The organism is Pseudomonas sp. KK4, assembly GCF_001984065.1.
GTDB lineage: Bacteria > Pseudomonadota > Gammaproteobacteria > Pseudomonadales > Pseudomonadaceae > Aquipseudomonas.
The window spans coordinates 1-26,379 of record NZ_LYVP01000049.1; the positions used below are offsets into that span (position 1 = coordinate 1).

20 protein-coding genes are annotated in these 26,379 nt (G+C 60.2%); 8 read left to right on the forward strand and 12 right to left on the reverse strand.

Going from position 1 to position 26,379, the window contains the following annotated elements:
• Positions 1 to 49 precede the first annotated feature (49 nt).
• Together B0W55_RS17180 and B0W55_RS17185 are read left to right on the forward strand one after the other, a co-directional pair.
• The gene (locus B0W55_RS17180) at positions 50 to 631 is read left to right on the forward strand and encodes a PilZ domain-containing protein (RefSeq protein ID WP_077047122.1); all 582 of its coding nucleotides are present in this window, start codon (positions 50 to 52) and stop codon (positions 629 to 631) included.
• A 14-nt stretch (positions 632 to 645) separates the two neighbouring features.
• A complete protein-coding gene (locus B0W55_RS17185) occupies positions 646 to 1,368 on the forward strand; it encodes a glycerophosphodiester phosphodiesterase family protein (protein WP_003226579.1) in 723 nt (240 codons plus the stop codon).
• 42 nt (positions 1,369 to 1,410) lie between these two features.
• Here B0W55_RS17185 and sthA read toward each other — a convergent pair whose 3' ends face one another.
• Positions 1,411 to 2,805, reverse strand: a complete 1,395-nt coding sequence (sthA, locus tag B0W55_RS17190; RefSeq protein WP_077047123.1) for a Si-specific NAD(P)(+) transhydrogenase — start codon at positions 2,803 to 2,805, stop codon at positions 1,411 to 1,413.
• A 207-nt stretch (positions 2,806 to 3,012) separates the two neighbouring features.
• Entirely contained in the window at positions 3,013 to 4,002 is a 990-nt protein-coding gene (locus B0W55_RS17195; RefSeq protein ID WP_077047150.1) for an FAD:protein FMN transferase, read from the reverse strand.
• A 379-nt stretch (positions 4,003 to 4,381) separates the two neighbouring features.
• On the opposite strand from B0W55_RS17195, the gene B0W55_RS17200 reads away from it, so the two are divergent.
• The gene (locus B0W55_RS17200) at positions 4,382 to 5,680 is read left to right on the forward strand and encodes an MFS transporter (RefSeq protein WP_077047124.1); all 1,299 of its coding nucleotides are present in this window, start codon (positions 4,382 to 4,384) and stop codon (positions 5,678 to 5,680) included.
• 91 nt (positions 5,681 to 5,771) lie between these two features.
• On the opposite strand, the gene B0W55_RS17205 is transcribed toward B0W55_RS17200, so the two are convergent.
• Positions 5,772 to 7,235 carry a glyceraldehyde-3-phosphate dehydrogenase gene (locus tag B0W55_RS17205; RefSeq protein ID WP_077047125.1) on the reverse strand — a complete coding sequence of 488 codons (1,464 nt, stop codon included), beginning with the start codon at positions 7,233 to 7,235 and terminating at the stop codon, positions 5,772 to 5,774.
• Between the two features lie 362 nt (positions 7,236 to 7,597).
• On the opposite strand from B0W55_RS17205, the gene mfd reads away from it, so the two are divergent.
• From mfd to B0W55_RS17220, 3 genes are read left to right on the forward strand one after another with little or no spacing between them, the layout of a single operon-like run.
• A complete protein-coding gene (gene mfd / locus B0W55_RS17210; RefSeq protein WP_077047126.1) occupies positions 7,598 to 11,047 on the forward strand; it encodes a transcription-repair coupling factor in 3,450 nt (1,149 codons plus the stop codon).
• A 10-nt stretch (positions 11,048 to 11,057) separates the two neighbouring features.
• On the forward strand, positions 11,058 to 11,624 hold the full coding sequence (locus B0W55_RS17215) for a CsiV family protein (RefSeq protein WP_077047127.1): 567 nt from the start codon (positions 11,058 to 11,060) through the stop codon (positions 11,622 to 11,624).
• A 10-nt stretch (positions 11,625 to 11,634) separates the two neighbouring features.
• Positions 11,635 to 14,337 carry a DEAD/DEAH box helicase gene (locus tag B0W55_RS17220; RefSeq protein WP_077047128.1) on the forward strand — a complete coding sequence of 901 codons (2,703 nt, stop codon included), beginning with the start codon at positions 11,635 to 11,637 and terminating at the stop codon, positions 14,335 to 14,337.
• A gap of 143 nt (positions 14,338 to 14,480) precedes the next feature.
• Here B0W55_RS17220 and B0W55_RS17225 read toward each other — a convergent pair whose 3' ends face one another.
• The 3 genes from B0W55_RS17225 to B0W55_RS17235 all read right to left on the reverse strand — a co-directional run bounded on the left by B0W55_RS17225 (position 14,481) and on the right by B0W55_RS17235 (position 17,107).
• Complete coding sequence (locus B0W55_RS17225; protein WP_077047129.1) at positions 14,481 to 15,218, reverse strand: S-methyl-5'-thioinosine phosphorylase; 738 nt, start codon at positions 15,216 to 15,218, stop codon at positions 14,481 to 14,483.
• 12 nt (positions 15,219 to 15,230) lie between these two features.
• A complete protein-coding gene (nagZ, locus tag B0W55_RS17230) occupies positions 15,231 to 16,241 on the reverse strand; it encodes a beta-N-acetylhexosaminidase (protein ID WP_077047130.1) in 1,011 nt (336 codons plus the stop codon).
• Positions 16,242 to 16,399: 158 nt separating this feature from the next.
• Positions 16,400 to 17,107, reverse strand: a complete 708-nt coding sequence (locus B0W55_RS17235) for a TetR/AcrR family transcriptional regulator (protein ID WP_077047131.1) — start codon at positions 17,105 to 17,107, stop codon at positions 16,400 to 16,402.
• A gap of 229 nt (positions 17,108 to 17,336) precedes the next feature.
• On the opposite strand from B0W55_RS17235, the gene lexA reads away from it, so the two are divergent.
• Together lexA and sulA are read left to right on the forward strand one after the other, a co-directional pair.
• Entirely contained in the window at positions 17,337 to 17,945 is a 609-nt protein-coding gene (gene lexA, locus B0W55_RS17240; protein ID WP_077047132.1) for a transcriptional repressor LexA, read from the forward strand.
• 10 nt (positions 17,946 to 17,955) lie between these two features.
• The gene (sulA, locus tag B0W55_RS17245; protein ID WP_077047133.1) at positions 17,956 to 18,432 is read left to right on the forward strand and encodes an SOS-induced cell division inhibitor SulA; all 477 of its coding nucleotides are present in this window, start codon (positions 17,956 to 17,958) and stop codon (positions 18,430 to 18,432) included.
• Positions 18,433 to 18,526: 94 nt separating this feature from the next.
• On the opposite strand, the gene B0W55_RS17250 is transcribed toward sulA, so the two are convergent.
• The 6 genes from B0W55_RS17250 to fadB form a co-directional block, all read right to left on the reverse strand.
• Positions 18,527 to 18,760 (reverse strand): hypothetical protein, encoded by a 234-nt coding sequence (locus B0W55_RS17250; protein ID WP_077047151.1) that lies wholly within the window; start codon positions 18,758 to 18,760, stop codon positions 18,527 to 18,529.
• Positions 18,761 to 18,914: 154 nt separating this feature from the next.
• The gene (locus B0W55_RS17255; RefSeq protein WP_077047134.1) at positions 18,915 to 19,439 is read right to left on the reverse strand and encodes a DUF6586 family protein; all 525 of its coding nucleotides are present in this window, start codon (positions 19,437 to 19,439) and stop codon (positions 18,915 to 18,917) included.
• A 235-nt stretch (positions 19,440 to 19,674) separates the two neighbouring features.
• Positions 19,675 to 22,302 carry a type I DNA topoisomerase gene (gene topA / locus B0W55_RS17260; protein WP_077047135.1) on the reverse strand — a complete coding sequence of 876 codons (2,628 nt, stop codon included), beginning with the start codon at positions 22,300 to 22,302 and terminating at the stop codon, positions 19,675 to 19,677.
• A 114-nt stretch (positions 22,303 to 22,416) separates the two neighbouring features.
• The gene (locus B0W55_RS17265) at positions 22,417 to 22,653 is read right to left on the reverse strand and encodes a DUF1653 domain-containing protein (RefSeq protein ID WP_077047136.1); all 237 of its coding nucleotides are present in this window, start codon (positions 22,651 to 22,653) and stop codon (positions 22,417 to 22,419) included.
• Between the two features lie 98 nt (positions 22,654 to 22,751).
• The gene (gene fadA / locus B0W55_RS17270; RefSeq protein ID WP_077047137.1) at positions 22,752 to 23,927 is read right to left on the reverse strand and encodes an acetyl-CoA C-acyltransferase FadA; all 1,176 of its coding nucleotides are present in this window, start codon (positions 23,925 to 23,927) and stop codon (positions 22,752 to 22,754) included.
• A gap of 33 nt (positions 23,928 to 23,960) precedes the next feature.
• Entirely contained in the window at positions 23,961 to 26,108 is a 2,148-nt protein-coding gene (fadB, locus tag B0W55_RS17275) for a fatty acid oxidation complex subunit alpha FadB (protein WP_077047138.1), read from the reverse strand.
• Between the last annotated feature and the right edge of the window lie 271 nt (positions 26,109 to 26,379).

The following is a 26,379-nucleotide window of genomic DNA, read 5'->3' on the forward strand; positions in this document are numbered from 1 at the left end:
TCGATAACCAGCTTTACACTCAGACCACCGCCGCTACCATGGGTTCGCCATGTCGACATTAGATGAAGAAGATCGCCGCGAATACTACCGTATCGAGGACACGATCGCACTGGAAATTCGGCCCCTGTCCGCTCCCGAAGCCGCAGGCCAGGAAGTGTTGCAGGATGCTTCCCCACTCTTCAACCTGCTCAGCGAATTGCACCTCAGTGAATTCGAGTCGCAGCACCTGTTGCGCCAGATCAGCGAGCGCGACCGCAACATCGCGGCCTTCCTCAAATCCCAGAACAAACGCATCGATCTGCTCAGTCAGGTGATCGCCATCACGGTGCTGGGGCAGATCGGCGAACCGCAGCCGGTGATCATCTCCGAGGGAGGCGTCGACTTTCAGCACCCTACGCCGATTGCCGTCAACGCGCGCCTGTCAGTCAAGCTGGTGCTGATGCCCCAGGCCCTTGGTCTGTTGCTGCGCGCGCGCGTCACCCACTGTGATCGCAAGGGTGAGGGTTACGACGTCGGCACCGAGTTCGAACACCTGACCGATGCCCAGCGCCAACTGCTGGCCCGGCACATCTTGCAAAAGCAGGCCCAGGAACGACGCCAGGCCCGCGAACTACTCGAATCAGGCAATTAATTTAAGGAAGAACCGTGACCCTCATCTACGGCCACCGCGGCGCCAAGGGCGAAGCACCGGAAAACACCCTGACCAGTTTTCAGGAATGCCTCAAGCACGGCGTTCGCCGTTGCGAACTGGACCTGCACCTGTCCAAGGACGGCGAGCTGATGGTCATCCACGACCCGACGCTCAAGCGCACCACCGACCGGCGGGGCAAGGTCGTCGAGCACACCGCTGCCGAGCTGGTGACCTACGACGCGCGCAAGGGCGGGCCGGGCTGGATCAAGCCGTGCCCGATCCCAACGCTGGAAGAATTGTTCGAGAAATGCGACTTCGAGCACTGGCAACTGGAAGTCAAAAGCGCTTCGCGCACCCGTGCTGCGACCACTGTGCTGGCGATCCGTGAAATGGCCCAGCGCCATGGCCTGCTGGACAAGGTGACGATCACCTCGAGCTCACGGGAAGTGTTGAAAGCCGCGCTGGATCTGGTGCCGGACGTATCGCGCGGATTGGTGGCCGAATACGCCTGGCTCGACCCGTTGAAGGTCGCGGCAAGCTATGGTTGCGAGATTCTGGCGCTGAACTGGACCCTGTGCACGCCGGAACGCCTGCAGAAGGCGCAGCGTCAGGGGCTGCATGTGTCGGTGTGGACCGTCAACGAGCCTGCGCTGATGCGCAGACTCGCCGACTTCGGCGTTGACAGCCTGATTACAGACTTTCCCGGTTTGGCCACTGCCACCCTCGAGAATTGCTGAAATCGGTCTCCCCGGCCGGCTCAGGCCACCGGCCGGAGCCGCTCAAAAAAGCCGGTTGAGACCATCGTAAGCCGCTACCCGATAGGCTTCGGCCATGGTCGGGTAGTTGAACGTGGTGTTGACGAAGTACTTCAGGGTGTTGAGCTCGCCCGGCTGGTTCATGATCGCCTGGCCGATGTGCACGATCTCCGAGGCCTGGTAGCCGAAGCAGTGCACGCCCAGCACTTCCAGGGTTTCGCGGTGGAACAGGATCTTCAGCATGCCTTGCGGCTCGCCGGCGATCTGCGCACGGGCCATGCTCTTGAAGAAGGCCTTGCCCACTTCGTACGGCACCTTGGCCTGGGTCAGTTCCTGCTCGTTCTTGCCGATTGAGCTGATCTCCGGAATGGTGTAGATCCCGGTCGGTACGTCATTGACGAAGCGCCAGCTGCCGTTATCGACGATGCTGCCAGCGGCCGAACGGCCCTGGTCATGGGCGGCACTGGCCAGGCTCGGCCAGCCGATCACGTCGCCGGCGCCGTAGATGTTCTGGATGCCGGTGCGGTAAGCCTCGTCGACTTCGATCTGGCCACGGCTGTTGACCTTGACGCCGATGTTTTCCAGACCCAACTGATCGGTGTTGCCGGTGCGGCCGTTGCACCAGAGCAAGGCATCGGCCTTGATCTTCTTGCCGGACTTGAGGTGCAGGATCACGCCGTTGTCCACGCCTTCGACCCGGTCGTACTCTTCGTTGTGGCGAACGGTGATGTTGTTGTTGCTGAAGTGATAGCTCAACGCCTGGGAGATTTCCGAGTCGAGGAAGCTCAGCAACTGACCACGGTTGTCCACCAGCTCCACCAGAACCCCCAGACCACTGAAGATCGAAGCGTATTCGCAACCGATCACGCCTGCGCCGTAAACGATGAGTTTGCGCGGGGTATGGCCAAGGCTGAGGATGGTGTCGCTATCGTAGATACGCGGGTGGTGGAAATCGATATCGGCCGGGCGATACGGCCGTGAGCCGGTGGCGATGATGATGTGCTTGGCCACCAGTTTCTCGACCACACCGTTGGCGCAGACCACTTCGATGGTTTGCTCGTCGGCGAAGCTGCCGGTGCCGAAGAACACATCGACGCGGTTGCGGGCGTAGTAGCCGGTGCGCGATGCGACTTGTTTGGAGATGACTTTCTCGGCGCTTTTGAGCACGTCCGGGAACGAGAACCAGCGCGGCTCACCAATGGCCCGGAACATCGGGTTGGTATTGAACTGCATGATCTGCCGGACCGAGTGACGCAGGGCCTTGGACGGGATGGTACCCAAGTGGGTGCAGTTGCCGCCGACCTGACGACGGCTATCGACCATCGCCACCTTGCGCCCTGCCTTGGCGGCGTTCATTGCCGCGCCTTCTCCCGCCGGGCCGGAACCCAACACCACCACGTCGTAGTTGTAGACAGCCATGCGTACTCCTCAGAACAGGCCGCGGCACCCTCGGCACCTGCGGCTAAATCACGCCCATCTGTGGCGTGAAGGAACAATTTGGGGTCAGTGCAGAACCCGGACACAGTCTATAGAAGCGTCAACGCCGCGCACATTAACCCTTGGTCGCGTCGTAGGCTAGTTTTGCCTGCACTACAACGCCAGTCTTCAATGCTCGAATCGCCGCAATCATTCGGCTTTTCCAGCGCCGAGGCGCTCAAAAGCCTGACTGGTGCGTGTGACGAAACCTGTATCGGCACGCATCACAAAAAATGCTGCGATATCGTGCTTTTGCGCATAATCCCAGCCACGCTCGGGGCCGAGAATCAGCAACAGCGTCGATAAGCCATCGGCCATCATCGCCGAAGGATGAATCACCGTGACCGACGCCAGCGCATGGGCGACCGGCGCGCCGGTGCGGGCATCGAAAGTGTGGGAATAACGCTGGCCACCCTGTTCGAAATAATTGCGGTAGTCGCCGGAGGTGGACAGGCCGTAACCGTCGATGGTGACGATGCGTTCGGCCACCTGTCGGTCGTCACGGGGCTCTTCCAGGGCGATGCGCCAGGGTGAACCGTCGAGTTTGCTGCCGGCTGCCTTGAGTTCCCCGGTCGCCTCGGCGAGGTAGTTGTGGATGCCCAGCGCTTCGAGCCTTGCGGCGATCAAATCGACCGCGTAGCCCGCCGCGATGCTGTTGAAATCGACTTCGACGGCGGCATCCTTGCACAGCTGATTACCCTCGATGCGCAGATGGCCGTGCCCGACTCGCTGCCGTACTTCGGCAAGCGCTACGGCGCTGGGGACTTTTTCGTCGCGGGCCTGGGGACCGAACCCCCAAAGATTGAGCAGCGGCTCCACCGTCAAATCGTAGGAGCCATCGCTTTGCTCCGACAATTGCTCGCCGACGCGGACCAGTTCCAGGACCGACGGCGGCATTGCCTGACAGCGGTTGGCCGGCAACTGGTTGAAGCGATCGATATCGGAGTCGCTGCGATAGGTGGAGAGTTGCCGGTCGACTTCAGCGAGGATCGTTTCCACCTCGACCTGGACTCCTGCCGCCGCCGGCAATCCGGCCTGGCGCACATATTTGATCGAATACGTACTGCCCATGGTCGGGCCGGTGATGTTCTCCAACGAATCGCCGTTGCCGCAGGCGGACAATAGGGTGATCAAACTCATTAGACCGAACCGCAGCAACTTCAACAAATCCGGCATCCCCTGACACACCGACAAGATCCGCCATTATGCGATAGAACGGTGGGAGCGGGCTTGCTCGCGAAAGCGGCGTGTCAGGCAATCTCATATTGACTGACACGCCGCTTTCGCAAGCAAGCCCGCTCCCGCATTGGATCTGCCGGTACTAATTCCTTCCAGACACCAACCGAGGCCGGTTAATGGCCAGATCGTTTAAGCAGCAAGCTAATTAATTGTTGCCTATCCATCCCCTCAGTCATATTGTTTCAAAGTGTTGCAACGGAACGCCAAGTTCCCGGCGACAGGGAGAGATGCTTCTGAATCAGGGATTTCCGACCAGTCAGCCAAAAGCGAGTACGTCCAAATGTCCTCTGAAACGGGCAAAGGCAAGGCGATTTTTCGCGTTGTCAGCGGTAATTTCCTCGAGATGTTCGACTTCATGGTCTACGGCTTTTACGCCACGGCCATCGCCAAAACCTTCTTCCCTGCCGATAGCGCGTTCGCCTCATTGATGTTGTCGCTGGCGACCTTCGGCGCCGGTTTCCTGATGCGTCCCTTGGGGGCAATTTTCCTCGGGGCCTATATCGATCGCCACGGCCGCCGACAGGGGCTCATCATCACCCTGGCCCTGATGGCTGCCGGTACGGTGTTGATTGCCTGCGTGCCCGGTTACGCCACCCTCGGCGTCGCCGCACCGCTGATCGTCCTGTTCGGTCGCTTACTGCAAGGCTTCTCGGCGGGTGTGGAGCTCGGTGGCGTGTCGGTGTACCTGGCGGAAATTTCCACGCCGGGTCGTAAAGGCTTCTTCGTCAGCTGGCAGTCCGCCAGTCAGCAGGCCGCCGTGGTGTTCGCCGGGTTGCTGGGGGTCGGTTTGAACCACTGGCTGAGCCCTGAGCAAATGGGCGATTGGGGCTGGCGCGTGCCGTTCCTGATCGGCTGCATGATCGTGCCGGTCATCTTCGTGATTCGTCGCTCCCTGGAGGAAACGCCGGAGTTCCAGGCGCGCAAACACCGCCCTACCCTGCGCGATATCGTCCGTTCGATCAGTCAGAATTTCGGCCTCGTCATTGCCGGCATGGCACTGGTGGTGATGACCACCGTGTCGTTCTACCTGATCACCGCTTATACCCCGACCTTCGGCAAGGCCGAGCTGCATTTGTCGGACATGGATGCGTTGCTGGTCACGGTATGCATCGGTCTGTCGAACTTCTTCTGGCTGCCAGTGATGGGTTCGGTTTCCGACAAAATCGGGCGCAAACCCCTACTACTGGTCGCGACCATTCTGGCGATCCTCACCGCCTACCCGGCGCTGTCATGGTTGGTGGCCAACCCAAGCTTCAGCCATTTGCTGCTCGTCGAGTTGTGGTTGTCGTTCCTCTATGGCTCGTACAACGGCGCCATGGTGGTGGCCCTGACCGAGATCATGCCAGTGGAAGTGCGTACCACCGGATTCTCACTGGCCTATAGCCTGGCGACAGCGACGTTTGGCGGTTTCACGCCGGCAGCCTGCACCTACCTGATCCATGTGCTGGATAACAAAGCGGCACCGGGCATCTGGCTGAGCGCGGCGGCGGTGCTGGGTTTGATTGCGACGCTGGTGCTGTTCCGGGGTAACCGCCATGAACTGCGCACAGCGCAAGCCGCGGTGGTTCGCGGCGCCTGATAGGCCGCCATCGCGGGCAAGCCCGGATAAAACACCCGCACAAAAAAAACGCCCCGACCAAGGTCGGGGCGTTTTCATGAGCGGCTGAAGCTTAGCGCGGGAATGCTGGCGGGTTTACACCGGCCATGTCTTCCATCACGCGAACCACCTGGCAGCTGTAACCGAATTCGTTGTCGTACCAGACGTACAGAACAACGCGGTTATCCTGGGTGATGGTTGCCTCGGCATCCACCACGCCAGCGTGACGCGAACCTACGAAGTCAGTGGAAACCACTTCCTGGGAGCTGACGTAGTCGATCTGCTTGTGCAGATCCGAGTGCATGGCCATCTGGCGCAGGTACTCGTTGATTTCGTCGCGGGTGGTGGCCTTTTCCAGGTTCAGGTTCAGGATGGCCATCGACACGTTCGGCGTAGGAACGCGGATCGCGTTACCGGTCAGCTTGCCCTTGAGCACTGGCAGCGCCTTGGCGGCTGCAGTGGCGGCACCGGTCTCGGTGATCACCATGTTCAGTGGTGCGGCGCGGCCACGACGGCTGCCCTTGTGGAAGTTGTCGATCAGGTTCTGGTCGTTGGTGAACGAGTGAACGGTTTCGACGTGGCCGTTGACGATGCCGAACTTGTCGTTGACTGCCTTGAGCACCGGCACGATGGCGTTGGTGGTGCAGGAAGCCGCCGAGATGATCTTGTCGTCGGCGGTGATTTCGCCGTGGTTGATGCCGTGAACGATGTTCTTCAGCGCGCCCTTGCCAGGTGCAGTGAGGATCACGCGGGCAGCGCCCGGGCATGCCAGGTGCTGGCCCAGACCGTCGGCGTCACGCCATACACCGGTGTTGTCGACGATCAGCGCGTTTTCGATGCCGTACTGGGTGTAGTCGACTTCGGCCGGGCTCTTGGCGTAGATCACCTGGATCAGGTTACCGTTGGCGGTGATGGTGTTGTTGGCTTCATCGATGGTGATGGTGCCATCGAACGGGCCATGAACCGAGTCGCGACGCAGCAGGCTGGCACGCTTGACCAGGTCGTTCTCGGCGCCTTTGCGCACGACGATGGCGCGCAGACGCAGGCCGTCGCCACCACCGGTTTTCTCGATCAGGATGCGCGCCAGCAGACGGCCGATACGACCGAAGCCGTAGAGGACAACGTCGGTGCCTTTGCGGGCGCAAGCGTTCTGCTGACCAACGACATCGGCCAGTTCTTCACGGACGAACTGCTCGGCAGTGCGGCCATTGCCTTCGGCCTTGAATTTGGCCGCCAGCTTGCCCAGGTCCACCGAAGCGGCGCCGAGCTTGAGCTCGCTCATCGCCTTGAGTAGCGGGAATGTTTCGTGGACGGACAGTTCGCTGTCGTCGGACTGACGGTGACGAGCAAAGCGGTGAGCTTTGAGAATCGCAATGACTGAACGATTGATCAGGCTGCGGCCATAGATCGAGCTCACCACGTTGTTATTGCGGTAGAGCTGACCGATAAGCGGAATCATCGCTTCTGCGAGTGCTTCACGGTCGATCCATTCACCAAGACACTGGTCGGGCTTCTGAGTCACGGGAACCTTCCACATGTAGGGGCAGAAAAAAGGGGCTACATTATGCCGCCGAGTGCCCCACGTAGCAATGCGCGCTTGTCGTACTCCCCGTAACAAATTTCTCTCCAAAAAAATTACGCTGCGCTGAAGCCCAGTAAAACCGGGGCTTCCAGCATCGTCAATTTTTTGAGTAACGCGCGCACTTGTCCGTAACCATCCGTAACACCGGTTGGTTTTGCCACTACATAATCAGCAAATTTCGGTAAAAAATCGCAGGATTTTGTCTTTACCACTACATTTCGCTCAAGCCGCGTAATAGACACATCTGCAACTGACAGCCGGCACCCGAGACCGTTACAATTACCGACTTTGTCGCAACGCTTGGAGCTCAACCTTCCGTGCCCGTTCTGCGTCTACCGCATCTCCCTGCCGCGGCAGGTAAACAGCATTGGGGCAACCTGCCCGGTGCTTCCCTGAGCCTGGCCATCGCCGAGGCTGCCAGCGCTGCCAAGCGCTTTACCCTGCTGCTGACCGCCGACAGCCAAAGTGCCGAACGGCTGGAACAGGAGCTGAGTTTCTTCGCCCCGGAATTGCCCGTACTGCATTTCCCCGACTGGGAAACCCTGCCCTACGATCTGTTCTCGCCGCACCAGGACATCATTTCCCAGCGCATCTCCGCGCTGTATCGCTTGCCGGAGCTAAGTCACGGTGTGCTGGTGGTGCCGATCACCACCGCCCTGCACCGCTTGGCACCGACCAGGTTCCTGCTCGGCAGCAGCCTGGTGCTCGATGTCGGCCAGAAGCTCGATGTCGAGCAAATGCGCACTCGCCTGGAGGCCACCGGTTATCGCTACGTCGACACCGTGTACGAGCATGGTGAATTCACCGTGCGCGGCTCGCTGATCGACCTGTTCCCGATGGGCAGCAAGCTGCCGTATCGCATCGACCTGTTCGACGACGAAATCGAAACCCTGCGCACCTTCGATCCGGAGAACCAGCGCTCCATCGACAAGGTCGACTCGGTCAAGCTGCTGCCGGCGAAGGAATTCCCCCTGCAAAAGGAAGCCGTGACCCGTTTCAAGGCGCGCTTCCGCGAGCGCTTCGACGTCGACTTCCGCCGCTGCCCGATCTTCCAGGACTTGAGCAGCGGAATCACCCCGGCCGGCATCGAGTACTACCTGCCGCTGTTCTTCGAGGAAACCTCGACGCTGTTCGATTACCTGCCTCAGGACACCCAGGTGTTCTCGCTGCCGGGCATCGAGCAGGCGGCGGAAAACTTCTGGAACGACGTGCGCAGTCGCTATGAAGAACGTCGCGTCGATCCGTCCCGTCCTTTATTGCCCCCCGCCGAGTTGTTCCTGCCCGTGGAAGACTGCTTCGCACGCCTGAAGAACTGGCCGCGAGTCGTCGCCAGCCAACAGGACGTGGAAGCCGGCAGCGGTCGCGAGCGCTTCCCCGCGCGGGAACTGCCGAACCTGGCCATTGAAGCCAAGGCCACCCAACCGCTGGCGGCGCTCTCGGAGTTCCTCGACCAGTTCCCGGGGCGCGTGTTGTTCACCGCCGAATCCGCGGGCCGGCGCGAAGTGCTGCTGGAACTGCTCGAACGCCTGAAACTGCGGCCGAAGACCGTCGACAGCTGGCCCGATTTTGTCGCTGGCAAAGACCGTCTGGCGATCACTATCGCACCACTGGATGAAGGCTTGCTGCTGGACGATCCGGCCCTGGCCCTGGTGGCCGAAAGCCCGCTGTTCGGCCAGCGCGTGATGCAACGCCGTCGCCGCGAGAAACGCGCCGATGCCAACAACGACGCGGTGATCAAGAACCTCACCGAGCTGCGTGAAGGCGCGCCGGTGGTGCACATCGACCACGGTGTCGGCCGTTACCTGGGCCTGGCGACGCTGGAAATCGACAACCAGGCCGCCGAGTTTCTCGCCCTGGAATACGCCGAGGGCGCCAAGCTCTACGTGCCGGTGGCCAACCTGCACCTGATCGCCCGCTACACCGGCAGCGACGATGCCTTGGCCCCGCTGCATCGCCTGGGCTCCGAGACCTGGCAGAAAGCCAAGCGCAAGGCCGCCGAACAAGTGCGCGACGTGGCCGCGGAATTGCTCGACATTTATGCCCGTCGCGCGGCCCGCGAAGGTTATGCCTTCGCCGACCCGAAAGCCGACTACGCCACCTTCAGCGCCGGTTTCCCGTTCGAAGAAACGCCCGACCAGCAAACCACCATCGAAGCCGTGCGCGAAGACATGCTCGCGCCCAAGCCGATGGATCGCCTGGTCTGCGGCGACGTGGGCTTCGGCAAGACCGAAGTGGCCATGCGCGCGGCCTTCATCGCCGTGCACGGCGGCAAGCAGGTGGCGATTCTGGTGCCCACCACGCTGCTGGCCCAGCAACACTACAACAGCTTCCGCGACCGCTTCGCCGACTGGCCGGTGACCGTGGAAGTGATGAGCCGCTTCAAGTCGACCAAGGAAGTCAACGCTGCGGTCGCGGATCTGGCTGAAGGCAAGATCGACATCGTCATCGGCACCCACAAGCTGCTGCAGGACGATGTGAAAATCAAAAACCTGGGCCTGGTGATCATCGACGAAGAGCACCGCTTCGGTGTGCGCCAGAAAGAACAGCTCAAGGCCCTGCGCAGTGAAGTCGACATCCTTACCCTGACCGCCACGCCGATTCCGCGCACGCTGAACATGGCAGTGTCGGGCATGCGCGACCTGTCGATCATCGCCACGCCGCCCGCGCGTCGCCTGTCGGTGCGCACCTTCGTCATGGAGCAGAACAAGAGCACGGTCAAGGAAGCCCTGCTGCGTGAGTTGCTGCGTGGCGGCCAGGTCTACTACCTGCATAACGATGTGAAGACCATCGAGAAATGCGCCGCCGACCTCGCCGAACTGGTGCCGGAAGCGCGGATCGGCATCGGCCACGGACAGATGCGCGAACGCGAGCTCGAACAGGTGATGAGTGACTTCTATCACAAGCGTTTCAACGTGCTGATCGCCTCGACCATCATCGAGACCGGCATCGACGTGCCGAGCGCCAACACCATCATCATCGAGCGCGCTGACAAGTTCGGCCTGGCGCAGCTGCACCAGTTGCGCGGCCGTGTCGGGCGCAGTCACCACCAGGCTTATGCCTACCTGTTGACGCCGCCGCGCCAGCAAATCACCGCAGACGCGGAAAAGCGCCTGGAAGCGATCGCCAATACCCAGGACCTCGGTGCAGGCTTCGTGCTCGCCACCAACGACCTGGAAATCCGCGGCGCCGGCGAATTGCTGGGCGACGGTCAAAGCGGCCAGATCCAGGCTGTCGGGTTCACGCTGTACATGGAAATGCTCGAACGCGCCGTGAAGTCGATCCGCAAGGGCGAACAGCCAAACCTCGACCAACCCTTGGGCGGCGGTCCGGAAGTCAACCTGCGCGTTCCGGCGCTGATTCCCGAAGATTACCTGCCGGACGTTCACGCACGGCTGATCCTCTACAAGCGCATCGCGTCGGCCACCGACGAGGAAGGCTTGAAGGATCTGCAGGTGGAAATGATCGACCGTTTCGGCCTGCTGCCGGAACCGACCAAGAACCTGATGCGCATCACCGCCTTGAAATTGCAGGCCGAATTGCTGGGCATCAAGAAGGTCGATGGCGGTCCGCAAGGCGGTCGCGTGGAGTTCGCGACGCAAACCCCGGTCGACCCGCTGACCCTGATCAAACTGATCCAGAGCCAGCCCAAACGCTACAAATTCGAAGGCGCCACGATATTCAAGTTCATGGTCCCGATGGAGCGCCCGGAAGAGCGCTTTAATACAGTAGAGGCGCTGTTCGAGCGCCTCATCCCGAAAACTGCTTGAAGGACGCCGCATGCGCCTGTTTCGCTCACTGACCCTGTTGCTGGCCTTGGTCACCCCATCAGTCTTTGCTGATGACCTGTATCAGATTGAAATGATTCTGGTGCGGCAGAATGCCGTGCCGGCAATTGTCAGCCGGGCAGCGCCGGAAGACTGGGCTGCCGGCGCCCAGCACATCAGCCCTGACAGCCTGCGCACGCCAAGCCTCAACGGCGAAGTGGAAAAGCTTACCGCCAGCAATGAATACACCGTGTTGCTGCACAAGGCCTGGCAGCAGAACCTTGGCGAGCAAGCCACCAAAATTGCGATCAGCGACGGCAAGGAGCAATTCGGCCAATTCCCCATCGAGGGCACGTTGAGCATGAAACTGGGGCGCTTCACCGACGTGGACGCCGACTTCTGGGTCAACCAGATCAATGAGGATGGCCTGGTCACCGCCAGCGAGCGCCTGAAGACCGAAAGCCATACCAAAAACGGGCAGTTGAACTTCCTCGATGCCGGCCACCTCGGTATGTTGATCAAGATCACCTCGCTGACCGCCCCTGCGCCTCGGCCAGTCCCCGAAGAAATTCCGGACTGATTGAATCCTTATGTCCGCGACCCTGAGCAAACCCCTGGCACCCTCCTGGGTCAGCCGATTCAAGGAACAGAGCCTGGAACGCGGGCGGCGCTACGCACTGGAAAACCGCGTCAGGATCGTCGAAGTCGGCAATGCAACCATCGTCGCCGCGTGCGAAGGCTCTGGCGGTAACGTTTACCGTCAGACCATTCGCCTGCGAGAGTCGGCCAAAGGCACTTTGCTGATGATCGATGCCACCTGCTCCTGCCCGGTACACAGCAACTGCAAGCATTGCGCAGCCGTCTTGTTGCAAGTGCAGGAGACCCTCGACTACCCCGCCGCCGCCAAAGACGCCGAACTGCTGGAAAAACTCCAGGCCGTGCTGGAAAACCGCAGCCCGAAGGCGCCACCGCAAGTCATGGTGGACAATGTGCAACCGGTGCCGCGCCTGTGGCTGGCGAGCATCGAGTTCAGTGCGTTTGAACCGCGCAACGGACGCATGCAACGATACATACAGCACCGTGCGGCGCTGTCCTTCAGCTATCTGGACGAATACGTTTCAGGACAGAAAAATTCCGACATCCTGATTCGCCAGGAAACACAGACACTGCGGATAAAACGTCACCCGGACGTGGAACAGTCCTACAGGGAACAGCTGCGAATCCTCGGTTTCAAGATCGCCACCCGGCAAAGCAAGGCGTTGCCCGAAAGCGCCGGCGAACTGTTCGAAATGGTCAATGACAGTGCCTGGCTGACCTTCACCTTGAATGAACTGCCAAAGCTGCGCAGCCAGGGTTGGGAGTTGCAGATCAACGAGGACTTCGGCTTCGACCTGACAGCCGTGGACGACTGGTACGCCACGGTCGAGCAGGCGCCGGAGCGCGACTGGTTTGATCTGGAGCTGGGGATCATCGTCAACGGCGAGCGCCTGAGCCTGCTGCCGATTCTGCTGAACCTGATGCGCTCGCATACCGAGATCCTCAACCCCGAGCGCCTGGCCCGCCGTCGCGACGACGAACTGATCCTGGTGAACATTCCCAATCGCCCGAACTCCGAGCACGGTCCGCTGCAAGTCGCCCTGCCCTTCGGCCGCCTGAAGCCGGTACTGGCGACACTCGGCGAGTTCTATCTGCAAGAGCCCGGCGAAACCACACTGCGCTTGAGCAAGGCTGACGCTACCCGCCTGAACCCGCTGGAAGATCTGCCACTGCTCTGGGAAGGCGGCGAGCAGATCCGTACCTTTGCCCAGCGACTGCGCGACATCAAGGACTACACCGCCACCGTGCCGGAAGGCTTGAACGCGACACTGCGCCCCTATCAGCTGGAAGGTTTGAGCTGGATGCAGTCGCTGCGGCAGCTGGAGGTGGGCGGGATTCTCGCGGACGACATGGGCCTGGGTAAAACCCTGCAGACCCTGGCGCACGTTCTGACAGAAAAGAACGCCGGGCGCCTCGACCGGCCGTGCATGGTGGTGATGCCCACCAGCCTGATTCCCAACTGGCTCGACGAAGCGGCGCACTTCACCCCGCAACTCAAAGTGCTGGCGCTGTACGGCGCCAGTCGCAAAAAGCACTTCGAGCACCTGGCCGACTACGACCTGATCCTGACCACCTACGCGTTGCTGCCCAAGGATGTCGAGCGCCTGGCTGCACAGCCGCTGCACGTGCTGGTGCTGGACGAGGCGCAGTACATCAAGAACCCCAACAGCAAGGCCGCCCAGGCCGCCCGCGAGCTGAATGCCCGCCAGCGCCTGTGCCTGAGTGGCACGCCGCTGGAGAATCACCTGGGAGAGTTGTGGTCGCTGTTCCACTTCCTGCTGCCGGGCTGGCTCGGCGACGTGAAAAGCTTCAACCGCGATTACCGGGTGCCGATTGAAAAGCGCACCAGCGAGGTAAGACTTCAGCACCTCAACGGTCGGATCAAACCCTTCCTGCTGCGTCGGACCAAAGAGCAGGTGGCCACCGAGCTGCCGCCGAAAACCGAAATCATTCATTGGGTCGAACTCAACGAAGCCCAGCGCGACGTGTACGAAACCATGCGCCTGGCCATGGACAAGAAAGTCCGCGACGAGATCACCCGCAAAGGCGTGGCCCGCAGCCAGATCATCATCCTCGAGGCGCTGCTGAAACTGCGTCAGGTGTGCTGCGATTTGCGCCTGGTCAACGATGCTGCCCTTCCCGCTCGCGGCAGCACCTCAGGCAAGCTCGACAGCCTGATGGAAATGCTCGAAGAGTTGTTTGAAGAAGGCCGGCGCATCCTGCTGTTCTCGCAGTTCACCTCAATGTTGTCGCTGATCGAGGACGAACTGAACAAACGCGGCGTCGCCTACGCACTGCTCACCGGGCAGACCCGCGACCGCCGCACGCCGGTGAAGGATTTCCAGAGCGGCAAACGTCAGATTTTTCTGATCAGCCTGAAGGCCGGTGGCGTCGGCCTCAACCTGACCGAAGCCGATACCGTGATTCACTACGACCCGTGGTGGAACCCGGCGACGGAAAACCAGGCAACCGATCGCGCGTATCGCATCGGCCAGGAGAAACCGGTGTTCGTCTACAAGCTGATCGCCCGAGGTACGGTGGAAGAGAAGATTCAGCATCTGCAGAAAGAAAAGTCTGACTTGGCGGCTGGGGTGCTGGATGGACGTCAGGCGGGGGACTGGAAGCTGCAGAATGATGATATCGAGGCGTTGTTTGCGCCGTTGCCGGATAAGCTGGAGAAGCTGGAGAAGCGTTGAGCCTGGTGGGTCCCTGTCAAAGCGCTTTCGCGAGCAAGCCCGCTCCCACAGGTCTTGAGTCGATTTGCAACATTGGTGATCGACTCGAAGCCTGTAGGAGCGAGGCTTGCCCGCGATGAAGTCCACTCGGGCTTGAGCCGAACTCAGCCCATGAGCACCCGCGCCAGCGTCGATTTCACCTTGCCCATCCCATCGTGCAATGCCTGCTCGATCTCGGCCATGGTAATCACCGCCGTCGACTTGCCTGCCGCCGGGTTCACCACCAACGCCAGACAGGCATAATCCAGTTCCAGCTCACGGGCCAGTGCCGCTTCGGGCATGCCGGTCATGCCGACGATATCGCAACCGTCACGCTCCAGGCGGGCGATTTCAGCCACGGTTTCCAGGCGTGGCCCCTGGGTGCAGGCATACACGCCTTGGCTGCTGTAACCCACACCTTCAGCGGCCAGTGCCGCGATCAGTTGCTGACGCAGTGGCTCGCTGTACGGGTAACTGAAATCGATGTGGGTGACCTGATCCAGGTCGTCAGCGAAATAGGTGTGCTCGCGGCCACTGGTGTAGTCGATCAATTGATGCGGCACGCAGAAATGCCCGGTGCCCATCGCGGCGTGAATCCCGCCTACGGCATTGACTGCCAGAATCGCCTCAGCCCCAGCCTGCTTCAACGCCCAGAGGTTGGCACGGTAGTTCACCTGATGCGGCGGGAAACGGTGCGGATGGCCGTGACGGGCAAGGAACAGCACTTCCTTGCCGGCGTATTCGCCGATCTGCACGTCGGCCGAAGGCGCGCCGTAGGGGGTGTCGACCGCCAGTGACTGACGGATGCTCAGGCCTTCGAGCTGAGTCAGGCCGGTACCACCGATAATCGCGTAAACCGTCATAACGAACTGTCCTTAATCAATCAATTGAGCGTCTTTGAGCGCGCCAATGGCAGCCAGCCAGCGCGGGTCTTGACGGTATTCGGTGCTGGCAAACGACTGGCCGCGCATCCGTGCGATGCGTGCCGATGGCTTGACCTTCAATCGCTGGGCGGCGCTCAGGGCCAGTTCGGCGGCCCCACGGTCGTTGCACACCAGGCCCATGTCGCAACCGGCTGTGAGCGCGGCCTCAATGCGACTGGCGGCGTCGCCCACCACATGCGCGCCGGCCATGGACAGGTCATCGCTGAAAATCACCCCGTCGAATTGCAACTCGCCGCGCAGAATGTCCTGCAGCCAGCGACGGGAGAACCCGGCGGGCTGGGTATCGACTTGCGGGTAGATCACATGAGCCGGCATGACGGCGGCCAGTTGCTTGCTCAATTTGGCGAAAGGCACCAAATCGTTGACGCGGATTTCGTCCAGGCTACGTTCATCGTTCGGGATTGCCACGTGGGAATCCGCCTCGGCCCAGCCGTGACCGGGGAAATGCTTGCCGGTCGCCGCCATGCCAGCGCTGTTCATGCCACGGATGAATGCACCGGCCAACAGCGCGGCACGCTCGGGATCGCCTTCAAAGGAGCGGGTCCCCACCACAGCGCTGCGCTGGTAGTCGAGGTCCAGCACCGGGGCAAAACTCAGGTCCAGACCGACAGCCAGCACTTCGGTGGCCATGATCCAGCCACATTGCTCGGCCAGGTACTCGGCATTTTGATTGTCGGCAATGGCGCGCATAGCCGGCAGGCGCACGAAACCCTGGCGAAGGCGCTGAACCCGCCCACCTTCCTGGTCCACCGCCAGCAGAAGATCGGGGCGAATGGCACGAATCGCCGCGCTCAACTCGCGGACCTGGCGCGGGTGCTCGATATTGCGGGCAAAAATGATCAGACCGCCCACTTCGGGTTGGCGCAACAATTGGCGATCTTCGGCCGTCAGCCAGGTACCGGCGACGTCCACCATCAACGAGCCTTGCAGGCCAGCAGTCATAGGGATTCCTTTATAGCGATGAATCCGACCCACAAGGATTCGCCACCGCAGGCAGTGCCCGGCAGGTCGGAGATATCAATGGGAAACGGATTCAGAACGAGAGTCGGCATGGGCGGCTAGCTTAACGGATGTCAGCTGCCGCGCCCACCCGTGTGCGGTCAAACCTTGGCGGCGACCGGTGTCGACTTGCTGCGCGGACGCAATTGCGCCGCCGCCATGGCCGTGTCGGTGACACCGGACTCGGCACGCATGCCAGCGGCGAGGAAAGGCACCATCAGACGCATGACCTGTTCGATCGAGGTGTTTACCCCGAAGTCGGTTTCGGCAATCGCCCGCAAGGCCTTGATCCCGGACATGCTGAACGCCGCGGCGCCAAGCATGAAGTGCACGCGCCAGAACAGCTCGATCGGAGGAATGCGCGGTGCGGCTTCGTTGACCAGCATCATGTAGCGGCGGAACACCTTGCCGTACATGTCTTCGAGATAACGACGCAGGTGTCCCTGGCTCTGACTGAAGGCCAGGCCAAGCAAACGCATGAAGATGGACAGGTCGTTGCCGCTGCGGGGCTGAACCACCAAGGCCTGTTCGACGAGGATTTCCAGCAGTTCCTCGAGGCTTGGCTTGACTTCGGGCTTGGCCTGGCGCCGCTCCAGCTCTTTATCGAGGCTGATGCAGAACGGACCGAGAAAACGCGAAAACACCGCTTGGATCAACGCCTTCTTCGATCCGAAGTGATAGTTCACCGCTGCCAGGTTGACACCGGCCTTGCTGGTGATCAGACGCAACGAGGTTTCGGCGAAACCTTTTTCCGCGAACAGCTGCTCGGCAGCATCGAGAATGCGTTCAACGGTTTCCGACTGGGCCATGGCTACTCCGCCTGACAAACACTTGTTTGAAACATACGTTTCAGCCTGTGCCTTGTCAAGTCTGCCGGTTCGTTTCGGGAATGGTCGGTCAGACATTTAACCACACAACCGCAAAGCTTCAATCAGCGCACTGATCGACCGTCCGGCGGGCAGCAAAAAAACGGGCATTGCCAAGACCGTTTCACTGTATATAATCCCAGTCACTGTATAAAAAAACAGAGCGATCAATATGCTAAAGCTGACGCCACGCCAAGCCGAGATTCTGGCTTTCATCAAACGCTGCCTGGAAGACAACGGCTACCCACCGACCCGTGCGGAGATCGCTCAGGAACTGGGTTTCAAATCGCCCAATGCGGCGGAGGAACACCTGAAGGCGCTGGCTCGCAAGGGCGCGATCGAAATGACCCCGGGCGCATCCCGCGGCATTCGCATCCCGGGCTTCGAAGCCAAGGCTGACGATTCCACCCTGCCGATCATTGGTCGCGTCGCCGCTGGCGCACCGATCCTCGCCCAACAACATGTCGAAGAGTCCTGCAACATCAATCCTTCCTTTTTTCATCCACGCGCCGACTACCTGTTGCGCGTGCATGGCATGAGCATGAAGGACGTGGGGATTTTCGACGGCGACCTGCTGGCAGTGCACACCACCCGCGAGGCCCGTAACGGCCAGATCGTGGTGGCACGGATCGGTGATGAAGTGACCGTCAAACGCTTCAAGCGTGACGGCAGCAAGGTCTGGCTGATCGCCGAGAACCCTGAGTTCGCCCCTATCGAAGTGAACCTTAAAGATCAGGAACTGGTGATCGAAGGCTTGAGTGTCGGCGTCATTCGCCGCTAAAGGAGGCTTTATGCAGTTCCCGCAAACATCACAGCAAGCCCAACTGCCATTACTGTTCGAGGCATTCCTGGCGCAGCCTCTGGCGCCGATCCTGAACGAAGTGGTCGAGTCGCCCTGGAGCGCCGAACCCGAGGTCTTTAGCGAGTTGTCTCTACGTGGTGCAGCCGGGAACTGCCTGAACCTTCTGGCACCGATCCTCAGGGAGCTGAGCCAGGACCAGGATGCGCGCTGGCTGACCTTGATCGCCCCACCCGCCAGCCTGACCCAGGCCTGGCTGAGGGATGCCGGCCTCAACCGCGAACGCATTCTGCTGCTGCAACCAACGGCAACCCAGAGCGCGCAACAACTGACGTGCGAAGCCCTTCGTCTGGGCCGCAGCCATACGGTCGTGAGCTGGCTCAACCCCCTGAACTCGGCGTCGCGTCAACAGCTCATCAACGCCGCCCGGATCGGGGACGCACAAAGCCTGAACATTCGACTGGGATAACTGACAAGCACGGCAGATGTCGGCCAATGCAGGGCTTCTTCAAGGATGAGAGGCCAATCTCATGGCACTACTCGAAATAACAGACGGACGGGGATCAGTGAAGAACCCGCGAGCCCTCTTCCTTATCGAGCTCGCCTTCAACCAGGCGTCCGGCCATCTGTACACCCACACTCAACATCGCTTTGGCGACCTCGACGTGCTGACCTTGCAGGAAAGCCTTGGCGTCCTCGGAGAAATCCAAAGTAACCAGAGAACCCTCGTCCTCAGCCCTGCGCAGCTCGATTCGGCCGTCTGGTAACTCGACAATTTCTAAAAAGGACGTTGGCATAAAGGTTTGTTCTCCAAGAAAGGCGGGGATTATATAGGCATCAACCGGGCTTCGCTCGGGATCTTGACCAGATGCCATCACGAAGAGAAACATCCGACAGCTTGCTTCCTTGCATGGGCAGCCTTGCGTGCTGCCCGCCAAAGCTTTCAGCCCTTCAGCACTCGTTCAAGCCGTCACGGAAGCGAATCGCCAGGCTTTTGAGGTTCTGCCGCCAGCTCTCCAGTTCTTCGCGACTCAACTCCTGAGGCGCCTCTTCTTCATCCAGGTTCACCGCCACGATCAACGGTTGCGTCACGTCACCCTTGGGTTTGTGCGGCGCACGTGGCGGCTGGAACAGCGCGGCATGGGCCGCCAGCAGCTTGGCCAGCCAGGTTTCCGGGTTATTCGCCAGCTCGACCATTTCGGCCATTTCCGGAATGGCGATACTCTCCAGCACTTCGCGCGTCAGCAGAGATTCCGCCCGGGAGGCATTGGCCTGAGGCAGGCGATAGAAACCGGCGATTTCATGGCACAGCCCCAGCAAGGCGCCGTACAGGTGAAACAACGCCGATTCGCGACCGGCCTGAATCAGCGCCAGGGAATTCATCGCCCGTCCCTCTTCAGCCCGGGCAAGCGCTTCGAGTGACAGGCCGGCGAAATAAATCTTCTGGTTGGTACGGGTATAGAGTTCGTGGGCCATGACGGCAGCCTCCACAACGAAATGATGCTTCACGCAGGTCAGACAGTGTCGTGGATCAGCCGAGGCGACCGCAAGCCCCCTGTAAACGCGAGCTCGCTCGCGATGAGCCCGTAAACACTGCGCGGTGTCAGGTTTCTCGCGTTATCGTTGACGACCATCGCGAGTGAACTCGCTCAGGTTAAAGCGCAAAAAAAGGCCGCATCGTTGAATGCGGCCTTTTCGTGTACAGCGACTGTTAAGACTTGGCTGCCGGACGCTTGTCTTCAACGGTCCACTTGCCACCGTCGTAAAACGCTTTCCAACCCGTCGGCTTACCGTCGACTTCCGTCTGCACGTATTGCTCCTTGGTCTTGCGGCTGTAACGGATCACAGCGGGCAAACCATCCGGATCTTTCTTCGGCGCTTCACACAGGAAGTGGTACTTCGGATCGATCTCGTCCTTGTGCGGGATGATTTCCAGCACCAGCGGAGCACGGGTCTCGCGGTTTTTCGGGAACTGGCTGGCGGCCAGGAACAGACCCGAAGCACCGTCACGCAGGATGTAGGTGTCGTTGACCTTTTCGCATTTCAGCTCAGGCATCTTCACCGGGTCCATCTTCGGCGGTGCCGCGTCACCGCTCTTCAGCAGTTTGCGGGTGTTCTTGCAGGTTGGATTGGTGCAACCGAAGAACTTGCCGAAACGGCCGGTCTTGAGCTGCATCTCGCTGCCACACTTGTCGCACTCCAGGCTCGGACCTTCATAGCCTTTGATGCGATAAACGCCCTCTTCGATTTCGTAGCCGTCGCAATCGGGGTTGTTGCCGCAGATATGCAACTTGCGCTTCTCGTCCAGCAGGTAGGCGTCCATCGCCGTGCTGCAGATCGGGCAACGATGCTTGCCGCGCAAGACCAGCGATTCCGACTCACCCTCGTCGTCTGCGGCGATTTCATCGCCCGGTACCAGGTTGACGGTCGCCTTGCAGCGTTCTTTCGGCGGCAGGCTGTAGCCCGAGCAACCAAGGAACACGCCGGTGGACGCCGTACGGATCTGCATCGGACGGCCACAGGTGGTGCACGGAATGTCGGTCATGACCGGCTGGTTGGCACGCATGCCGCTGTCCGGGCTCTCCGCCACTTCGAGTTTCTTCTTGAAGTCGCCGTAGAACTCGTCGAGTACGTTTTTCCAGTCGCGCTCGCCCTGGGCCACGTCATCGAGATGCTCTTCCATGCCGGCGGTGAAGCCGTAGTCCATCAGGTTGGAGAAACTTTCAGCCAGACGCTCGGTGACGATATCGCCCATCTTTTCAGAGTAGAAACGACGGTTGTGCAGCGCCACGTAACCGCGGTCCTGGATGGTCGAAATGATCGCCGCGTAGGTCGAAGGACGACCGATGCCGCGCTTTTCCATCTCCTTGACCAGACTCGCTTCCGAATAACGCGCCGGCGGCTTGGTGAAGTGCTGGGTCGGATCAAGCTTGATGAGCTTCATCACATCGCCCTGGGCCATGTCCGGCAGAACATCGTCATCACCGGGCTTGGCGATTTGCGGCATGACGCGGGTGTAACCGTCAAACTTGAGGATACGGCCCTTGGCGCGCAGCTCGAAGTCGCCGGCACCGACGGTGACCGTGGTCGACAGGTACTGCGCAGGCAGCATCTGGCAAGCGAGGAACTGGCGCCAGATCAGCTCATAGAGCCGCTCTGCGTCGCGCTCCATGCCCGACAGCTTGCTCGGCTCGGTGTTGGCGTCGGACGGACGAATCGCTTCGTGAGCCTCTTGTGCGCCTTCCTTGCTGCTGTAGACGTTCGGGGTTTCCGGCAGGTACTTCTTGCCGAACTCGCCTTCAATATAGGTACGCGCCATCGCCACGGCATCGGCCGAGAGGTTGGTGGAGTCGGTACGCATATAGGTGATGTAGCCAGCTTCATACAGACGCTGGGCCATCATCATGGTTTTCTTCACGCCGAAGCCCAGGCGGTTGCTCGCTGCCTGCTGCAGGGTGGAAGTAATGAACGGCGCCGACGGCTTGCTGCTGGTCGGTTTGTCTTCACGCTTGACGATGCTGTAGCTGGAAGCCTTGAGTTTTTCCAGCGCGGCCATGGCCTGGGCTTCGTTCAGCGGCTTGAACGCCTCGCCCTTCTCGCGAGCGACGTCGAAACGCACGGTCGCGCCCTTGGCGGTGCCCAGGTCGGCGTGCACTTCCCAGTACTCTTCGGGGATGAACGCGCGAATCTCACGCTCACGCTCGACCACCAGCTTCACGGCAACCGATTGCACGCGACCGGCGGACAGGCCACGGGCGATCTTTGCCCACAGCAGCGGCGACACCATGTAGCCCACGACGCGGTCGAGGAAGCGACGGGCCTGCTGGGCGTTGACACGGTCGATGTCCAGCTGGCCTGGCTTGGAGAAGGCTTCCTGAATCGCCTTCTTGGTGATTTCGTTGAACACCACGCGCTTGTAGCGGCTGTCGTCACCACCGATGGCTTCGCGCAGGTGCCAGGCAATGGCTTCCCCCTCGCGATCCAAGTCGGTTGCGAGATAGATGGTGTCAGCATCCTTGGCGAGCCGGCGCAGCTCTTCGATGACCTTTTCCTTGCCCGGAAGGATCTCGTACTTGGCTTTCCAGCCATGATCGGGATCGACCCCCATGCGAGCCACCAACTGCTTGCGCGCCTTTTCTTTGGGCGACAATGCCGGCGCTTCGCCCGCAGCCGCCTTGCCGCGCTTGGCGGCTGGCTCTTTGCTGGCGCTAGCCGAACCGCTGGTGGGCAGGTCTCGGATATGGCCGATACTCGACTTCACCACGTATTCGTTGCCCAAATACTTGTTGATGGTCTTGGCCTTAGCCGGGGATTCCACAATGACCAGCGATTTGCCCATGGATCAGAAAATTCCTGAATTCTAGAAGTGAAAGGCGGTTGGCGCCTGACGCGGCACCGCTATATATAGTGGCTACAAGGTGAGGTCAAGCGCAGGGTTTGGCGCGCACTCAGCTTATGGCTTGGTAAAAAGGCTCTCTTCGGCCTGCACCAAAGCAAAGCGTGGCACCTGTTCGCCGTCAACCTCGACTGACTCCAGGAACATGCTCAAGGGACGTACCCAAAAGCCGTAATCGCCATACAGGGCTTGGTAGAAGACCACTTCTTCTTCGGTTTCCGAATGCCGCGCGACACTGAATACGCGGTACTGCGGACCTTTGTAATGTTCGTAGAGCCCAGGTTGTATCGGCATGCTTTGGCCCCCGCTGAAATTTTTTCAAAATAAAAACAAAATAAATCCGGAAAAACAAAAACCGGGGCACTTGGCCCCGGCTTCCATCGACGAAACGTTTAAACGCGTTCGAAGACGGTGGAGATGCCTTGGCCGAGACCAATGCACATGGTGGCTACCCCGAAGGTACCGCCATTTTGCTTCATCACATTGAGCAAAGTGCCGGAGATACGCGCACCGGAGCAACCGAACGGGTGACCCAGGGCGATCGCGCCGCCGTGCAGGTTAACCTTCTCGTTCATCTTGTCGAGCACTTTCAAATCTTTCAACACTGGCAAGGCCTGTGCGGCGAAAGCTTCGTTGAGCTCGAAGAAGTCGATATCGTTGATGCCCAGGCCCGCGCGCTTCAGTGCTTTTTGTGTGGCCGGTACTGGACCATAGCCCATGATCGCCGGGTCCACACCTGCCACTGCCATGGAGCGGATCACTGCCATCGGCTGGATGCCCAGGTCCTGTGCACGCTGCGCCGACATCACGATCATGCACGAAGCACCATCAGTGATCTGCGACGAAGTACCGGCAGTCACGGTACCGCCCTTTGGATTGAACGCCGGCTTCAGAGTCGCCAGGCTTTCCAGGGTGGTTTCCGGACGAATGGTTTCGTCGTAGTCGAACAGTTTCAGGAAACCGTTCTCGTCGTAGCCCTGCATCGGGATGATTTCATCCTTGAACTTGCCTTCCACGGTCGCCTTGTGGGCGAGCTGGTGGGAACGCACGCCAAAGGCGTCCTGCTGCTCGCGGGTGATGCCGTGCATCTTGCCCAGCATTTCCGCGGTCAGGCCCATCATGCCCGAGGCTTTCGCCGCGTACAGTGACATGTGCGGGTTCGGGTCGACACCGTGCATCATGCTCACGTGGCCCATGTGCTCGACGCCGCCGACGACGAACACGTCACCGTTGCCGGTCATGATCGCTTGCGCGGCAGTGTGCAGCGCACTCATGGACGAGCCACACAGGCGGCTGACGGTCTGGCCGGCCGAAGTGTGCGGGATCTGGGTCATCAGCGACGCCATGCGGGCGATGTTCCAGCCCTGCTCCAGGGTCTGGTTCACACAGCCCCAGATCACGTCTTCGACTTCGTTCGGGTCGACCTTGACGTTGCGTTCCAGCAGTTTGCTGATCAGGTGCGCCGACATGTCTTCGGCGCGGGTGTTGCGGTGCATGCCGCCCTTGGAGCGGCCCATCGGAGTACGACCGAAGTCGACAATCACGACGTCTCTAGGATTCAAGCTCATAAAATTTCACTCTCGCTCTAGTCGTTTGGACGCTTAACCGAAGAACCGTTGGCCGGTTTTGGCCATTTCACGCAGTTTTGCGGTCGGGTGGTACAGCGCGCCCAAATCAGCGTACTGGTCAGCCAGGGCAACGAACTCTGCCACACCGATCGAATCGATGTAGCGCAGCGCACCGCCACGGAATGGAGGGAAACCGATACCGTAGACCAGACCCATGTCGGCTTCGGCGGCGGTTTCGACGATGCCGTCTTCCAGGCAACGCACGGTTTCCAGGCACAGCGGGATCATCATCCAGTTGATGATGTCTTCGTCAGTGACTTCGCGCTGTTCAAAGACGATTGGCTTGAGCACTTCCAGCACCGACGGATCGGCGACTTTCTTCTGCTTGCCCTTCTTGTCGGTCTCGTAGGCGTAGAAGCCCTTGCCGTTCTTCTGGCCCAGGCGCTTGGCTTCGTAGAGCACGTCAACGGCCGAACGACGGTCGTCCTTCATGCGGTCCGGGAAGCCTTCAGCCATGACGTCACGACCGTGGTGACCGGTGTCGATGCCGACCACGTCCATCAGGTACGCCGGGCCCATCGGCCAGCCGAACTTTTCCATGACCTTGTCGATGCGCACGAAGTCCACGCCAGCGCTGACCAGCTTGGCGAAACCGCCGAAGTACGGGAACAGCACGCGGTTGACCAGGAAGCCCGGGCAGTCGTTGACCACGATCGGGTTCTTGCCCATTTTCTTGGCGTAGGCAACGGTGGTGGCGACGGCCAGTTCGCTGGACTTCTCGCCACGGATCACTTCCACCAGCGGCATCATGTGCACCGGGTTGAAGAAGTGCATGCCGACGAAGTTTTCCGGACGCTTGAGGGCCTTGGCCAGCAGGCTGATGGAAATGGTCGAGGTGTTGGACGCGAGGATGGTGTCCTCTTTGACCTGGTCTTCGACTTCAGCCAGCACGGCTTGCTTGACCTTCGGATTCTCGACGACTGCTTCGACCACCAGATCCACGTGACCGAAGTCGCCGTAGGACAGGGTCGGACGAATGCCGTTGAGCACTTCAGCCATTTTAGCGGCGGTCATGCGGCCTTTCTCAACGCGGCCAACCAGCAGCTTGGCGGCTTCGGCCAGGCCCTGCTCGATACCGTGCTCGTTGATGTCCTTCATCAGGATCGGCGTACCTTTGGACGCCGACTGATAAGCGATACCGCCACCCATGATGCCGGCGCCCAGTACAGCGGCCTGCTTCACGTCCTTGGCGATTTCGTCGTAGGCCTTGGCCTTTTTCTTCAGTTCCTGATCGTTCAGGAACAGACCGATCAGGCTCTGCGCGGCAGAGGTCTTGGCCAGTTTGACGAAACCTGCAGCTTCGACTTCCAGCGCCTTGTCGCGACCGAAGTTCGCCGCTTTCTGGATGGTCTTGATCGCTTCGACCGGCGCCGGGTAGTTAGGACCCGCCTGACCGGCCACGAAACCTTTGGCGGTTTCGAAAGCCATCATTTGTTCGATGGCGTTCAGTTTGAGCTTTTCCAGCTTCGGCTGGCGCTTGGCCTTGTAGTCGAACTCGCCGCCGATGGCGCGCTTGATCAGTTCCAGTGCAGCTTCCTGCAGCTTCTCAGGTGCCACGACCGCATCGACAGCGCCGACTTTCAGCGCGTCTTCAGGACGGTTTTCCTTGCCGGCGGCGATCCACTCGATGGCGTTGTCGACACCGATCAGGCGCGGCAGACGCACGGTACCGCCAAAGCCTGGGTAGATGCCCAGCTTGACTTCAGGCAGGCCGATCTTGGCCTTGGTGGACATGACGCGGTAGTCCGCGGCCAGGCACATTTCCAGGCCGCCACCCAGCGCGATGCCATTGATCGCGGCGACAGTCGGGACGTTGAGGTCTTCGAAATCGCTGAAAATCCTGTTGGCTTCGAGGTTGCCAGCAACAAGCTCTGCATCGGGCAGCTTGAAGTTGTCGACAAATTCGGTGATGTCGGCGCCGACGATGAACACGTCCTTGCCACTGCTGACGATCACACCCTTGATCGAAGCATCTGCCTTGATGGTGTCCACGGCCTGACGCAGTTCGTTCAGGGTTAGACGGTTGAACTTGTTGACGGACTCACCCTTGAGGTCGAACTTCAGTTCGACGATGCCACTTTCAAGAGCCTTAACCGTGATGGCTTTACCTTCGTAAATCATCAACTGATCTCCACGATATGGAAGCTGAACAGTACACGTCGGACGCAGGCGAACGGCTGGCAGGACGCAATCGTCAATGCTACGCCAATCCACCCGGCACACCCGCCAACGCGATAGTCGGGATTCTGTAGGAGCGATCTGAAATACAAACGCTCAATTCATACGCCCGTTTGATTTGGGTACGCCACCTTCACGGAATTTCCGACAATTGTCAATCGCCCAAAATACGGGTTGAAATGCGACTTTGCGGTCATTTCTGTAGGACGAAGGC